Origin of the sequence: Cryobacterium sp. M96 (assembly GCF_002929845.1) — a bacterium.
In the GTDB taxonomy this organism is placed as follows: domain Bacteria; phylum Actinomycetota; class Actinomycetes; order Actinomycetales; family Microbacteriaceae; genus Cryobacterium; species Cryobacterium sandaracinum.
The window spans coordinates 31,852-46,135 of the sequence record NZ_PJJS01000028.1 but is presented as its reverse complement, the minus strand read 5'-3'; the positions used below and the strand labels follow the sequence as shown (position 1 = coordinate 46,135).

Below are 14,284 nucleotides of genomic sequence, written 5' to 3'. Positions count from 1 at the left end.
CGGCTCGGCTCGGCTCGGCTCGGCTCGCCGAGCTTTGCTCCTCCGCGGCCCCGTGCCTCAGCGGGTGCGCGCAAATGGCCGCCATCGTTTCACCGATGGCGGCCATTTACGCGCACGGGGCGCCCGGCGGGGCGCCCCACGAGGCGCCCCGCCGGGCGGCCTGGCTAGAGCGCGTAGCCGCCGACCAGGCGCACGGCGCCGCCGTTCACGCCCTTGGCACCCTGCTCAAAGCCCGCGAGGTCGTGCGGGGCGGTCGAGACACGGCCGGCCACCCAGGCCGGCACTCCCTCGGTGGCGAGGCGCGCGATGACGGATGACGCCGATTCGGCCGCGACGACGGCGAACATGCCGACACCCAGGTTCCAGGTGCCCTCCGCGCTCTCGAGCGAGGAGCCGGCGAGTTCGCTGAGCACCCGGAAGACCGGGGACGGCGACCAGGTGGACCGGTCGACCTCCACCCAGGCGCCGAGCGGGAGCACGCGAGCGAGGTTCGCCGCGATGCCGCCGCCGGTGACGTGGCTGAGCGAGTGCACGACGCCGGCGAGCTCCGGGTCGGAGATCACGCCGAGCAGCGGCCCGGTGTAGAGCCGCGTCGGCTCGAGCAGGACCTCGCCGACCACGCCTCCGAAATCGGCGGACGTGTCGGTGTAGCCGATGCCGCGGTTGGCGAGGATGTGCCGCACGAGCGAGTAGCCGTTGGAGTGCAGGCCGGAAGAGGCCAGCGCCACGACGACGTCACCGTGGCGGACCTTCTCCGCGCCGAGCACCTGGTCGGCTTCCACCACCCCGGTGGCGGCGCCGGCCACGTCGTAGTCGTCAACGCCGAGGAGGCCGGGGTGTTCGGCGGTCTCGCCGCCGACGAGTGCGGTGCCGGTGGCGGCGCAGGCACGGGCGATGCCCGCGACGATGTCCGCGATCCGCTCGGGGACGACCTTGCCGCACGCAATGTAGTCGGTCATGAAGAGCGGGCGGGCCCCGACGACGATGATGTCGTCGACGACCATGCCCACAAGGTCCTGGCCGATCGTGTCGTGCTTGTCGATGGCCTGGGCGATCGCAACCTTGGTGCCGACGCCATCCGTTGACGTGGCCAGCAGCGGGCGCGTGTAGCCGGTGAGGAAGGAGACGTCGTAGAGGCCGGCAAAACCGCCGAACCCGCCGAGCACCTCGGGACCGTGCGTGTTCGACACGGCCTCCTTCATCAGGGAGACGGCGAGGTCGCCGGCCGTGGTGTCCACTCCGGCCGCCGCATAGGATGCGTTGCTCATTCTTGTCTTCCTGGGTCGCCGATCGGGGGCTTACCCTGTGTGACCAAGGATTCTTCGCGCAGTGCTTCCTGGCGCAGTGAGGTGGGGGCGAGCAGAGGCTCGAATTCCGAGTCGGGGCCCGGGTCGCATCCGTTCGAGGCGGCGGCCGGACGTTCCAACAGGTTCTTGCCCAGGTGTGCTGAGTCGGGCAGCGGGATCGGATAGACCCCGGTGAAGCAGGCCGTGCATAGGCGTTCGGGCGGCTGCTCGGTGGCGGCGATCATGCCCTCCGGTGAGAGGTACCCGAGCGAGTCGGCGCCGATGGCCTGGCGCACCTCGTCGACGCCGAGGCCGGTCGCGATCAGTTCCGCGCGGGAGGCGAAGTCGATGCCGTAGAAGCAGGGCCAGGTGATCGGCGGGCTCGAGATGCGCACGTGCACCTCGGCCGCACCGGCCTCCCGCAGCATGCTGACCAGGGCACGCTGGGTGTTGCCGCGCACGATCGAGTCGTCGACGACGATCAGCCGTTTGCCCTTGATCACGGCCTTGAGCGGGTTGAGCTTGAGCTTGATTCCCCGCTGGCGGATGGTCTCCGACGGCTGGATGAAGGTGCGCCCCACGTAGGAGTTCTTCACCAAACCCTGGCCGAACGGAATTCCGGATGCCTGCGCGTACCCGATCGCGGCCGGCGTGCCGGACTCGGGGGTCGGGATGACGAGGTCGGCCTCGACGGGGTACTCCTGGGCGAGGCGACGGCCCATCTCGACCCGCGCCTCGTGCACGCCGCGGCCGGCGATGGTGGTGTCGGGCCGGGCCAGGTAGACGTACTCGAACACGCAGCCGGCGGGCTTCGCTTCGGCGAAGCGCTGCGTGCGCAGGCCGTCTTCGTCGATGGTGATGAGCTCGCCCGGCTCGACCTCGCGCACGAAGCTGGCGCCCACGATGTCGAGGGCGGCGGTTTCGGATGCGACCACCCAGCCACGCTCGAGGCGGCCGAGCACCAGCGGGCGCACCCCCTGCGGGTCGCGGGCGGCGTAGAGGGTGGTCTCGTCCATGAAGACGAGGCTGAAGGCGCCGCGCAGACGCGGCAGAACCTCGAGCGCCGTGGCTTCGAGGGTGTGGTCGAGATCGCCGGTGAAGAGGGCCGTGATCACTGCGGTGTCGGTGGTGTTGCCGCGGGCGAGCTCGCCCTCCACCTTCGGGTAGCGTTCGTGCACGAGCTGCAGGAGCTCGGCCGTGTTGGTGAGGTTGCCGTTGTGGCCGAGGGCGACCGTGCCGCCCGAGGTGCGGCCCAGGGTGGGCTGGGCGTTTTGCCAGCTGGACGACCCGGTGGTCGAGTAGCGGGTGTGCCCGACGGCGATGTGGCCGATCAGTGTGCTCAGCGCGGCCTCGTTGAAGACTTGGGAGACCAGGCCCATGTCCTTGTAGATCAGGATCTTCGAGCCGTCACTCGTGGCGATCCCGGCCGATTCCTGGCCCCGGTGCTGCAGGGCATAGAGGCCGAAGTAGCTGAGCTTAGCCACCTCCTCACCAGGAGCCCAGACGCCGAAAACGCCGCAGGCATCCTGCGGCCCCTTCTCTCCGGGGAGTAGATCATGGCCTAAAAGTCCGTCGCCGCCAGCCAAATCGGTGCCTCTTCTACTATCAGTGCTCGGGGAAGTGTGTGCTGAGAGTTGTGGGGTGACCGGGAGCTTCTCCGCTTCGGTCCGGTGAGCCGTGTTGTTGGGAAGGGCGGGTTGGGCTAGTCCCGATCAGAATTCGACGAGTCGGATACGGCATCCGGAGACTCGGAATCGCTCGGACCGACAGCTGCCATTCTATCGACGACAACCGTCTTCCCGCGGCGGGAGATGACACGGTCGATGATGATGGCGACGACGGCACCCAGGGCGACGCCCAGCGTGAGGAACGCGAGCAACAGGAATCCGAAGACCTGGGTAGCCCCGAACTCGGCGTTCTCGGGAAACACGACCGTGAGAACCAGGGCCGCGATCGCACCGATCAGGGCGCCGAGGAGCATGAAGTTGAAGAAGCGGGGCGAGCGCCGCACGGTGACGGTGGACTTGTCGACGATCGATTCGCCGGCACTCTCACCGGTGCCGGAATCGGACTCCTGCTCGGGCTGTTGGTCTGAGATCACGCGTTCATTCTCGCACGCCAGATCGGTCCTGCGGCTGTGTGTTGGCTCTGCCCGGCGGATGCCAGCCTGCCCGGATGAATGGGATTGCGGTACGCGGGAGCGCGAACATAGACCTCGTCGTGCGGCAGCCGCGGCGGCGCGTCAGGGTGGCGCGGTGGACTTCCGCGGACACGGAGGTTCAGTGTTCGGCGATCACCGCGGCGGCCGGTGGACGATCCACCACGGCAGAGCCGAGCGACCCGGTCGCGCCTGTCACAATGACCGCACCCCTCAGGATCCCTTGACCTGTGCGAGCAGTCCAGCGAGCTCGGTCAGTGCGTCATCGGTCAGCGTGTCGAACCATGGTGCGGAGCGTTCTATCGCGAGAGTTTCGAACGCCTCGACCTGGGAACGCGCGAATCCGGTGAGCCTGAGGAGCCGCACCCGTCCGTCCTGGTCGGATGCGAACTGCTCGACCAGGTCATGCTCGCGCAATTGGTCGACGAGTTGAGTGATGGCCCCCGGTGTGACGTGCAACAGTGCGGCAAGCCGGCCCGGAGTGACAGAGTCCTGCGCGTGAGCGAGGACGAAGAGGACATCCAGCTGGGTGCGTGTGAGGACCGTGCTGCCGAACGGAGTCGATCGCGGGCTCGCGATCGACCGCGACAGACGAACGACCGCCGCCAGGACCTCCCCCATCTGCCTGGACCGGTGCGAGGTGAGCAGGCGCGCCGATTGTGTCATGCGCTGATAAACGGCATCTGCCCGATGAAGGTGCGATCCTCCACCTGGGTGAGGATGAAGTCCGCGAGATCATCTCGACTGATCTGGGTGCTCGCGTCAACGCCCACCCATCCCACCCGGTAGGTTCCAGCACCCGGCTTCTCGGTCAACCGCGGACCACGAACGACCGTCCACTCCAACCCGGACGCCTCGAGCACCCGAAGGTGCTGCTCCGCGTCGGCGAGAACATGCCCGGACAGGGTCTTCAGCAAGAACCTGATGACGCGGTCTGCGGGCCCGGGCCGGTCCAGTGGAGCGGTTAGCCCGCCGCCCGACAGGGTGACGATCCGCTTTACTTCGTGCCGCCCCATCGCGTCCACGATGAGCTGGTTGCCCTCGGTCTGCAGGGTCGGCGGCGACCCCTTGACCTGCCCAAACAGGCTGAGCACGGCGTTTGACCCCGCCACCGCCTGATCCACGGCATCCGCGTCCAACACGTCACCGCGAATGACCGTCAGAGCCGGCGACGTGGTGACGAGCTTGGCCGGATCACGCACCAGAGCCCGCACCTCGCATCCCGCGGCAAGAGCGCGCGTCAGCACGCGATGACCGGTCTTACCGGTCGCACCGAACAAAGCAATCACTGTCATGAGAATTAGTTTAGTCGCTAAATGTTGTGATCGGATGATGCTGCCACCAAACCACAACGACGGGGAAAACTAACGAGGGAGAAAAAGGGGGGTCGCGTCCGAGACGGAGGTGGGAGGCGTCAGAGAAGCGGTAGGTGCCCGACCAGGTCGGCGCGCTGGCCGGAGGCGGCGATGCGACCGGATGCGATGCCATCAGCCCACGAGAGCGTTCCGGTGGCGAGGGCGAGCCAGGTGGGAGCATCCGTCTCAATGACGTTCGGCGGTGTGCCGCGGGTGTGGCGCGGACCGGCGATGCATTGCACGGCCCCGAACGGCGGCACGCGAACCTCGAGTGTGTTGCCGGTGGCCTTCTCGGCGAGCAGCTGCAGCGTGTACCGAACCGCCAGGGCACGGATGTCCCGGCTCGCCTCACCCTGCTGCGCCGCGTATTCGCGCACCGCCGCGCGCCCCACGCCGTCGTCAATCCTCGCTCGTGCCACGCCACCAGTCTGCCTCCTGTCTGCGGTCCGTGCCGGCCGCCCGCTTCTTGCGCCGCCAGCCCACCCCGCGCGCATGCTGTGCCGCTGCGCGCCTGGCACACCATGCGCGTATCGGCGCAGCACGGGCGCAGCGCTCTTGCGCCAGTGCCCGCTGTCCGCCGCCCGCCGCCCGCCGCCCGCGCGGGGCTACGCGGCATCCGCTAATCTGACGGGGTGAAGATTCTGGTCCTCGGTTCCGGTGCCCGCGAGCACGCCATCATCACCGCGCTGCTCCGCGAGGAGCCGCGCCACGACATCGTGGCGGCGCCAGGCAATGCCGGCATCGCCCGGGATGTGCCGGTGATTCCGCTCGACCCGGCCGACCCCGAGCAGGTCACGAACTACGCGAACCTCAACGGCATCGAGCTCGTCGTGGTGGGGCCGGAGGCGCCGCTCGTCGCCGGGGTCGCCGATGCGGTGCGCACCCGGGGCATCCCGGTATTCGGTCCGGACCGGGCCGCAGCCGCCCTCGAAGGCAGCAAAACCTTCGCCAAACGCATCATGGACGCCGCGGGCGTGCCCACCGGACGCGCCGAACGCGCCGGGTCGCTCGCCGAAGCCACGTCCGCACTCGATGAGTTCGGGGCGCCCTACGTGGTGAAGGCCGACGGCCTCGCCGCCGGCAAGGGCGTGCTCGTCACCGTGGACCGTACGGCCGCGATCAACCACGCCATCTACTGGCTTCAGCACGGCAGCGTGCTGATCGAAGAATTCCTGGACGGGCAGGAGGTCTCCCTCTTCCTGCTCAGCGACGGCCACAGCGTGCTGCCGCTCTCCCCCGCCCAGGACTACAAACGCCTCGGTGACGGTGACCTCGGCCCGAACACCGGCGGCATGGGCGCCTATTCGCCGCTGCCCTGGCTCGACGCCGAATTCGGCAGTGAACAGGCTTTCATAGACGAGGTCATCGAAACGATCGCGTTGCCCACGGTGCGCAAGCTCGCCGCCGAGGACACCCCCTTCATCGGTCTGCTCTACTGCGGCCTCATTCTCACGACCGAGGGCATCCGGGTGATCGAATTCAACGCCCGATTCGGCGACCCGGAGACCCAGGTGGTTCTACCGCGCCTGGTCACGCCACTGTCGGGTCTGCTGCTCGCGGCCTCCACCGGCGGCCTTGGCGGCCTGGCCCGCCCGGTATTCTCGGCTGACGCCTGCGTCACGGTCGTGCTCGCGAGCGAGAACTATCCGGATGCGCCGGTCACCGGACGCGCTCTCACCGGCCTGGCCGCGGCATCCGCTGTGCCCGGCGTCAGTATTGCGCATGCGGCGACGGCCGTCGTCGACGACACCCTCGTGTCCACCGGCGGACGCGTGCTCAGCGTCGTCGCGGTCGGCGACGGCTTTACGGATGCCCGCGCCCGCGCCTACGAGGCGCTCACCCTGATCACGCTTGAGGGTTGCCAGTTCCGCACCGACATCGCGGCCCGCGTCGCCGCTGTCGCCCGCTGAGCCCGCGTCGCCGGTGTCGCCCGCTGAGCCCGCGTCGCCGGTGTCGCCCGCTGAGCCCGCGTCGCCCGCCGAGCCCGCCGAGCCCTCGTCTCACTGGCCCGGCTGAGCTGTCGCCGCCCGCTGTTTCCGTGGCCAACTCAGGAGATCCATTCGGCGAGCGCTGAGAACACCCGAGAACACCAGGCCGGATGACACCGGCAGCGCAGATCTCCTGAGTTAGCCCCTTCCCCTGGGATCCTCGGCGCGGAAGCGCGGCACGCCGCGGGCGGCACGAACCCGGCACGAGCCCGGCACGAGCCCACGCCGGCACCGCGTTGGCGCGGGCACCGGCCGGTGCGCAAGAATATAGCCGTGACCGCACTAGACCAGCCCGCCGCATCCGCTCTGCCCGACCTGCCGGGATGGCGTCACGCCTACTCGGGCAAGGTGCGCGACCTCTATGTTCCGGATGCCGCGGCCGACCTCGCGACCGCCGCACGCGTGCTCGTGGTCGCCAGCGACCGCGTCAGCGCGTTCGACCACGTTCTCGAGCCCGGCATCCCGGGCAAGGGCGAACTGCTCACCACTCTCAGCCTCTGGTGGTTCGACCAGCTCGTGGGCTTCCCCAACCACCTCGTGCCGGACCACACCGTCAACGGGGCTGTGACCAGCCTGCTCCCATCCGCCGTTGCCGGGCGCGCCATGCTCTGCAAGACCCTCGACATGTTCCCGATCGAATGCGTCGTGCGCGGGTACCTGACCGGATCGGGCTGGAAGGAATACCAGTCCACCCAGACGGTGTGCGGCATCCAACTGCCTGCCGGCTTGCAGAACGGCGACCGCCTGCCCGAACCCATCTTCACCCCGGCGTGGAAGGCCCCGATGGGCGAGCACGATGAGAACATCTCGTTCGAGCGCACGGTGGAGCTGGTCGGGGCCTCCGTTGCCGACGAGCTGCGCCGCCTGTCGCTGGAGATCTTCGGCCACGCCTCGGCGATCGCCGAGAAAGCCGGGGTCATCCTGGCCGACACGAAATTCGAGTTCGGCGCCGACCGCCTCACGGGCGCCATCACGCTCGCCGACGAGGTGCTCACCAGCGACTCGAGCCGCTATTGGGACGCCTCGCTCTGGCAGTCCGGCACGACCCCGGAACAACGGATGGCCAGTTTCGACAAGCAGATCGTTCGAGACTGGCTCGCGGCCAACTGGGACCTGACCGGCACACCGCCGGCACTTCCGGCGGAGATCATCGGGCAGACCGCGGCCCGTTACCTGGAACTGCTGGCGCGGCTGACGCACGCGGCTTCCGAGGCCGGCGCGGCGTAGGCGAGGCCGGCGCGGCGTAGGCGCGGCTGCGGTGGCCCGCGTTTCTCCGCGGGCACCGCACCGTCGCTGGGTTTCCCCGCAGCCGGGCGTGCCGTCGCGAGGCGTCACGGCCCGGCGGCCACGGGCCGCAAACTGATACGCTCCGGCCATGCGAATCAAGATGTGCAGCGTCCACGTGAACGATCCGTCCGCCGCGTTCGACTTCTACACGTCCGTGCTCGGATTCGAGAAGCTGATGTCCATGCCGGAGCACCAGCTGTACATCGTGAAGTCCCCGGAAGACCCCGACGGGGTCGGCCTCCTCCTCGAGCCGAGCGACAACAAGGTCTACCAGAAGTACGCTCAGGGCATCCGCAGCCTCGGGCTGCCGGCCATCGTGTTCGGCACACCGGATGTGCAGGCCGAGTACGAGAGACTCCGCACCCTGGGCGTTCAGTTCGCCGGCGCCCCCAGCACGGATGCCTACGGCACCTCCGTCATCTTCGACGACACCTGCGGCAACCTGATCCAGCTCCACGAAGACGAGCAGTAGCGAGCGCCCTGACTGCTGGGTCGCGTTCTGCGCTCCGACCCGCTCCCGACTCCCGATCCCCCTACAACTCCCGACTCCACCTCCCGACTCCAATCTGGGGCTAACTCAGGAGATCCCGACCAAGGCCGTCCCCGGGGCCACTGTTTCCGCGGCGGATGGCGTCCGATCGCGACCGTGCCGCCGGATCTCCTGAGTAAGCCCCCGCCACGCGGCGCACGGCCGGAATACCGGGCCCGGATCATCCGTTGGGGCCAGTGTGAATCGATTTGCGAACGATCTGCTGCCCGCATCCACCGGCATGGGCGCGGTGACCCTGCGGGTGGGCGACCTCGACGCCATGATCACGTATTACCGCGACGCGGTGACCCTCGAGCTACAGAGCCACGAGGGGCCGGTCGCCGTGCTCGGGCGCGGAACCACACCGATCGTTGTTCTGCAGCACGCCCCGGAGCTGGCCGCCGCCGAGCCCCGCTCGAGCGGGCTGTTCCACACCGCCATCCTCTTCGATACGCAGGCGCAGCTCGCCGCGGCCGTCTACTCGGTGGGCACAACGCATCCGGGATCGTTCACCGGCAGTGCCGATCACCTGGTCAGCCAGGCCTTCTACTTCACCGACCCGGAGGGCAACGGCATCGAGCTGTACTGGGACCGCGACCGCACCGAGTGGAGCTGGACCCACGGCCAGGTCGAGATGGCCACCCTCTACCTCGACCCGAACACCTTCATCGGCGAGCACCTGACCCGGGACGGTCAGGCGCATCCGTCGGTCGGCAACGCCATCGTCGGGCACGTGCACCTTTCCGTCGGCGACGTGGGCACGGCCCGCGAGTTCTACGTGGACCGCCTCGGCTTCGAGGCGACGGCGACCCTCGGCGGCCAGGCCCTGTTCGTCTCGGCCGGCGGCTACCACCACCACATGGCCATGAACACCTGGAACAGCGCCGGCGCCGGCAAGCGCCGACTGGCCCTCGGGCTCGGCGAGGTCGATATCATCCTGCCGGGCTCCGACGACATCGGTGCCCTCAACGAACGGATGTCCCACTTCGGCGTGCAGACCCGTCACGACGGGCAGACCCTCGGCTTCGACGACCCGTGGGGCAACCAGATCGTGGTGCGCACGAAGTAGCCCGCACGGCGTCAGCGCACGGCGTCAGCGCACGGCGTCAGCGCACGGCGTCAGCGCACGGCGTCAGCGCGGCTCACCCCGCCGACGCCGAACGCAGATGTCCTATGCGCCGGCCTCGGGCGCAGCACCGGCTCCCGGCGCCGCACCCGTGCCGCGGGAGGCCGCCCGGGTGGCACGGCGGCTCAGGCCGTGCACGGCCGCCTGGTATTCCTTGGCTCCCAGCGGACGTCCCGGCAGCTTGGGCCGGCCCCGGTCGACGGCCCGCAGCCCGTCGAGCACGATCGACAGCTGGCGCCGCCACTGGCCGGTGTAACCGCCGCCGAGGGTGCCGAGCGAGCCCACCATGGTGACGAGGACCGCGAGGTCGACCGCATCGACATCCGTTCGGAGGTCGCCGTCGCGTTTGGCCTGCGTGACGAGGGCCGACAGCACCGCTTTGAACGAGGCCGCCTTGCCGCGCGCTGGGTCGACCGTCTCCATGCGCTTGAGGATGGGCGGCAGCGACGGGTCGGCGACGAGCCACTCGGCGACGCGTTCGGTGTAGACGACGATGCCGTCCCACGCGGTGGGGGCAGCCGCGATCTCGTCGCGCACCGAGGCCAGCTCGGCGAGGGAGATGTCGTGCAGGGCCCTGACCAGGTCGTCCCGGGTGGAAAAATTGCGGTACAGCGTGGCTACGCCCACGTCGGCGCGGCGGGCGATCTCCTCCAGCGAAGCGTCAACGCCGTGCACCGCGATCAGTGCCCGCGCCTCAATGAGGAGACGCTCACGGTTCTGCCGGGCGTCACGCCGTCGAGGCTGCGCCCCATCCTGCGGGGTCGATTCGGGCGAAGTCATGACCCTGAGTCTAGGTCCCGAACCTTGGCATCGCGGAGGCTCACCTCCACGCCTCCCCCTGGCAGGTGTCAGCCAGTTGCGCCGGGCCGGGGCTGTCCCGCACAATGCAGTCAGCACCCGAACGAAACGGAGCACCATGTCGGTCGAGCACAACACCCGCGAGTTCGATCCCGAGATCGTGACGGATTTCCGGGAGCGGATGAGTTACGGCTCCTACCTCGATCTGGACACCCTGCTCGGTGCGCAGAAGCCGGTCAGCTCACCCGAGCACCACGACGAGCTTCTGTTCATCATCCAGCACCAGACCACCGAGCTCTGGCTGAAGCTCGTGCTGCACGAGCTGCGCGCCGCGACCGCGTTCCTGCGCCAGGACCAGATCGCCCCGGCCCTCAAATGCATCGCCCGGGTCAAGCACATCCAGCGCACCCTGACCGAGCAGTGGTCGGTGCTGGCCACGCTCACGCCCAGCGAATACGCCGAGTTCCGGCATTTCCTGGGCAACTCGTCCGGGTTCCAGTCGTATCAGTACCGGGCCGTCGAGTTCGCGCTCGGCAACAAGAACCGGCGCATGCTGAGCGTGTTCGAGAGCGATCCGGATGCTCACGCGCTCCTCTCCGAGATGCTTGCGGCCCCCAGCATCTATGACGAGTTTCTGCGCTACCTGCACCGGCAGGGGTTCGCTATCCCGGCACCCGTGCTGGAGCGCGACGTCACGGAGGCGTGGGTGCTGCATCCGGAACTCGTGGCCACCTTCCGCGGGATCTACGAGAACGCGGGCGAGCACTGGGGTGCTTACGAGGCCTGCGAGGAACTCGTCGACCTGGAGGACAACTTCCAGCTCTGGCGGTTCCGTCACCTCAAGACCGTGCAGCGCATCATCGGCATGAAGACCGGTACCGGTGGGTCGAGCGGGGCCGCCTTCCTGCAGAAGGCGCTCGAGCTGACCTTCTTCCCCGAGTTGTTCGCCGTGCGCACCGAACTCGGCACATGAGGCACGGATGACCGGCGGCCGGCCAGGCGGATCGGTGCCAGGCGGATCGGTGCCGGGCGAACCGGTGCCGTGCGGATCGGTGCCGGGCAGGACGGTCGGCAGGACCGTCGGCAGGACGGTCGGCAGGACCGTCGGCAGGACGGTCGGCAGGACCGTCGGCAGGACGGTCGGCAGGACCGTGCTCCCGGGCTTCCTCGATGCGCATGTGCACCTCGCGCTGATCGACCCGGCCCCGCTCACCGCGGCCGGCATCGCCCGCGTGCTCGACCTCGGCGGGTGGACGCCGCCGAGGTCGACGCTTCCGGTCGAGTCCGACCCGGGTGCTCGACCTCGGCGGGTGGAGCTGGGCGCGGGAGAGCCCCAGCGAGCTGGGCGTCCCGCGAGCGCGGTCCTTCCCGAGACCGTGTTCGCGGGGCAGTTTCTCGCCGCGCCGGGCGGCTACCCGAGCGAACGGTCCTGGGCCCCGGCAGGCAGCGTGCGCTTCGTGGCCCAGGCGACGGATGCCGCGGCCGCCGTCGACGACCAGCTGGCGCTCGGGGCATCCGTGATCAAGGTCACGCTGAACGGCGACGCCGGGCCAGTGCTGCCGCGCGCGGTTCTCGCGGCCATAGTCGGGCACGCCCACGATCGCGGGGCCCCCGTTCTCGCCCACGCCGAGGGGGCCGGACAGGCGCTCCGCGCGTTCGAGGCCGGGGTGGACGCCCTGGCGCACACGCCGTTCAGCGAGCGGCTGGGCGACGAGGTGATCGCGGCCATGGCCAGGCGAATGGCATGGATCAGCACCCTCGACATCCACGGCTGGGGCGAGCCGACCGACGACTTCGATCGCGCGGTCGACAATCTGCGCCGCTTCCACCGGGCCGGCGGACAGGTGCTCTACGGCACCGACCTCGGCAACGGCCCGCTGCCGCTCGGGCTGAACCGGCGGGAGATCAACGCGCTGCTCGGCGCCGGCCTGAGCGGCGACGACGTGCTGCGGAGCCTGACCATGGGAAACCTCGGCGGCTTCCGGACCGTGCTGCGCGGCCCAACAGGCACCGAGCGCCTGGTCACGGTGCTGCGTGGCAAGCGCCCGGCCGACCCGGCCGCGTTCAGCGCCTGGCTCGGCACCGCCCGGGCGATCAGCCCGGCCGACCTCGGCGACCTCGGCGACCTCAGCACCCTCGACCCGCCGGATTCCTGAGCGCACCCCCGACCGCATCCACCGCCGCACGGCCGTCCGCGCTTTCCGTAGTCGCGCGGTCACCCGCGTGGGTGGGATACTTCCAGCGCGGCACGGTGTCGGCGAGTCCCCGGGAAGCGCGCATCGCTGCGAGAGATGGCTGCCCATCATCCGTTCGACCTCGAGGAATCCAGATGACCCCCCACACCGACACCAGCCCCGCCGGCAACGGCAGCCAGGATGCCCAGCTCGCCTTCGCCCGCCGGATGGACCGCATCGACGGGCTCGGACACTACCGGCGGCAGTTCGTCGGCATCGAACCCGACAGCGCGACCGGCGCGACCGGGCACACCCCGAGCCTCGTCGCCTACCTCGACGGCAACTCCCTCGGCCGGCCCACCCGGGCCAGCGTGGCCCGCATCACCGAGTTCCTCACCCACGACTGGGGCACCCGCCTGATCCGCGGCTGGGACGAGGCCTGGCTGGACCTTCCGCTGAAAATCGGCGACGACATCGGCCGCGCCGCCCTCGGTGCCGCGCCCGGCCAGGTCTTCGTCGGCGACTCGACCACCGTGCTGCTCTACAAGTTGGCGCGGGCGGCCGTCGACTACCTTCGCGTCGACGCGGAACCGACGCGCACCGAGATCGTGCTGGACACCGACAACTTCCCCACCGACCGCTACCTGCTCGAGGGCATCGCGGCCGAACGTGGCATGACGCTGCACTGGATCCACTCCGACCCCGCGAGCGGCGTCACAGTGGAGCAGGTGCGGCAGGCCGTGGGCCCGCAGACAGCGCTCGTGCTGCTCAGCCACGTGGCCTACCGCTCCGGTTTCCTTGCCGATATGCGCGAGATCACCGCGGTGGTGCACGCCGCGGGCAGCCTCGTGCTCTGGGACCTCAGCCACTCGGTCGGCTCCGTGGTGGTCGAACTCGACCTGTGCGACGTGGACCTGGCCGTCGGCTGCTCCTACAAATACCTGAACGGCGGCCCCGGCGCCCCCGCGTTCGCCTATGTGCGCAGCGACCTGCAAGACGTTCTCACCCAGCCGATTCAGGGCTGGATGGGAACGAAGGATGTCTTCACGATGGGCCCGGGGTATGTGCCGGCCGACGGCATCCGTCGTTTCATGAGCGGAACCCCGCCGATCGTGGGGATGCTGGCCATGCAGGATTCGCTCGCGATGATCGAGGAGGCCGGCATCGACCAGGTGCGCGCCAAGTCGGTGGCGCTGACCGAGTTCGCGCTGACCCTCGTGGATGCCTGGCTTGCCCCGATGGGCGTGACTGTGTCGTCGCCGCGAGAGCCCACGCACCGCGGCGGTCACGTGACCGTGAACCACCCCGCCATGCGGCAGGTGACGCAGATTCTGTGGGAGCACGACGTGATCCCCGATTTCCGCACGCCCGACGCACTGCGCATCGGCCTGTCCCCGCTGAGCACAAGCTTCGTCGAGACCTTCGAGGGGGTCGCGGCGATCCGGGACGTGCTGCGCGGTGTGCTGCTCGGGCAGAGCGGACTTGCCGGCGGGGCCAACAGTGGTCTCGGCACCGGCCTGGGCACCGGCCTGGCCGGTGCGCTCGGCGGCCCGGGGGTCGGCCTGTAGGATCGTGGAATCCAC

14 protein-coding genes are annotated in these 14,284 nt (G+C 69.5%); 7 read left to right on the top strand and 7 right to left on the bottom strand.

The annotated features are described in order from the left end of the window. Positions 1 to 164 precede the first annotated feature (164 nt). The 6 genes from purM to CXY79_RS01830 form a co-directional block, all read right to left on the bottom strand. Positions 165 to 1,268 carry a phosphoribosylformylglycinamidine cyclo-ligase gene (gene purM, locus CXY79_RS01855; protein WP_104099463.1) on the bottom strand — a complete coding sequence of 368 codons (1,104 nt, stop codon included), beginning with the start codon at positions 1,266 to 1,268 and terminating at the stop codon, positions 165 to 167. After that, positions 1,265 to 2,872 (bottom strand): amidophosphoribosyltransferase, encoded by a 1,608-nt coding sequence (gene purF / locus CXY79_RS01850; RefSeq protein ID WP_104099462.1) that lies wholly within the window; start codon positions 2,870 to 2,872, stop codon positions 1,265 to 1,267. Before purF ends, purM begins: the two co-directional genes overlap by 4 nt. A 116-nt stretch (positions 2,873 to 2,988) precedes the next feature. Beyond that, positions 2,989 to 3,387, bottom strand: coding sequence for a hypothetical protein (locus CXY79_RS16110; protein ID WP_174720227.1), 399 nt, complete (start codon positions 3,385 to 3,387; stop codon positions 2,989 to 2,991). Between the two features lie 270 nt (positions 3,388 to 3,657). Continuing rightward, the gene (locus CXY79_RS01840; protein ID WP_104099461.1) at positions 3,658 to 4,110 is read right to left on the bottom strand and encodes a MarR family winged helix-turn-helix transcriptional regulator; all 453 of its coding nucleotides are present in this window, start codon (positions 4,108 to 4,110) and stop codon (positions 3,658 to 3,660) included. Beyond that, positions 4,107 to 4,739: an NAD(P)-dependent oxidoreductase gene (locus CXY79_RS01835; RefSeq protein WP_104099460.1), complete on the bottom strand. Its 633-nt coding sequence runs from the start codon at positions 4,737 to 4,739 to the stop codon at positions 4,107 to 4,109. The genes CXY79_RS01840 and CXY79_RS01835 overlap by 4 nt, the downstream gene beginning before the upstream one ends. A 119-nt stretch (positions 4,740 to 4,858) precedes the next feature. Then, positions 4,859 to 5,218, bottom strand: a complete 360-nt coding sequence (locus tag CXY79_RS01830) for a sterol carrier family protein (RefSeq protein WP_104099459.1) — start codon at positions 5,216 to 5,218, stop codon at positions 4,859 to 4,861. 213 nt (positions 5,219 to 5,431) lie between these two features. On the opposite strand from CXY79_RS01830, the gene purD reads away from it, so the two are divergent. The 4 genes from purD (at position 5,432) to CXY79_RS01805 (ending at position 9,672) form a co-directional block, all read left to right on the top strand. Continuing rightward, positions 5,432 to 6,709: a phosphoribosylamine--glycine ligase gene (gene purD / locus CXY79_RS01825; RefSeq protein WP_104099458.1), complete on the top strand. Its 1,278-nt coding sequence runs from the start codon at positions 5,432 to 5,434 to the stop codon at positions 6,707 to 6,709. 384 nt (positions 6,710 to 7,093) lie between these two features. Continuing rightward, complete coding sequence (locus CXY79_RS01815; protein ID WP_104099466.1) at positions 7,094 to 8,014, top strand: phosphoribosylaminoimidazolesuccinocarboxamide synthase; 921 nt, start codon at positions 7,094 to 7,096, stop codon at positions 8,012 to 8,014. A 148-nt stretch (positions 8,015 to 8,162) separates the two neighbouring features. Then, positions 8,163 to 8,546, top strand: a complete 384-nt coding sequence (locus tag CXY79_RS01810) for a VOC family protein (protein ID WP_104099457.1) — start codon at positions 8,163 to 8,165, stop codon at positions 8,544 to 8,546. Between the two features lie 298 nt (positions 8,547 to 8,844). Continuing rightward, the gene (locus CXY79_RS01805; RefSeq protein WP_104099465.1) at positions 8,845 to 9,672 is read left to right on the top strand and encodes a VOC family protein; all 828 of its coding nucleotides are present in this window, start codon (positions 8,845 to 8,847) and stop codon (positions 9,670 to 9,672) included. A gap of 102 nt (positions 9,673 to 9,774) precedes the next feature. Here the strand turns inward: CXY79_RS01805 and CXY79_RS01800 are convergent, their stop codons facing one another. Continuing rightward, entirely contained in the window at positions 9,775 to 10,509 is a 735-nt protein-coding gene (locus tag CXY79_RS01800) for a TetR/AcrR family transcriptional regulator (RefSeq protein WP_158250197.1), read from the bottom strand. A gap of 136 nt (positions 10,510 to 10,645) precedes the next feature. Here CXY79_RS01800 and kynA point away from each other — a divergent pair, with 136 nt between their 5' ends. The 3 genes from kynA (at position 10,646) to CXY79_RS01785 (ending at position 14,269) form a co-directional block, all read left to right on the top strand. Further along, positions 10,646 to 11,500: a tryptophan 2,3-dioxygenase gene (kynA, locus tag CXY79_RS01795; RefSeq protein WP_104099455.1), complete on the top strand. Its 855-nt coding sequence runs from the start codon at positions 10,646 to 10,648 to the stop codon at positions 11,498 to 11,500. A 178-nt stretch (positions 11,501 to 11,678) separates the two neighbouring features. Continuing rightward, on the top strand, positions 11,679 to 12,683 hold the full coding sequence (locus CXY79_RS01790) for an amidohydrolase (RefSeq protein ID WP_104099454.1): 1,005 nt from the start codon (positions 11,679 to 11,681) through the stop codon (positions 12,681 to 12,683). A 173-nt stretch (positions 12,684 to 12,856) separates the two neighbouring features. Beyond that, complete coding sequence (locus CXY79_RS01785) at positions 12,857 to 14,269, top strand: kynureninase (RefSeq protein ID WP_104099453.1); 1,413 nt, start codon at positions 12,857 to 12,859, stop codon at positions 14,267 to 14,269. Positions 14,270 to 14,284: the final 15 nt, after the last annotated feature.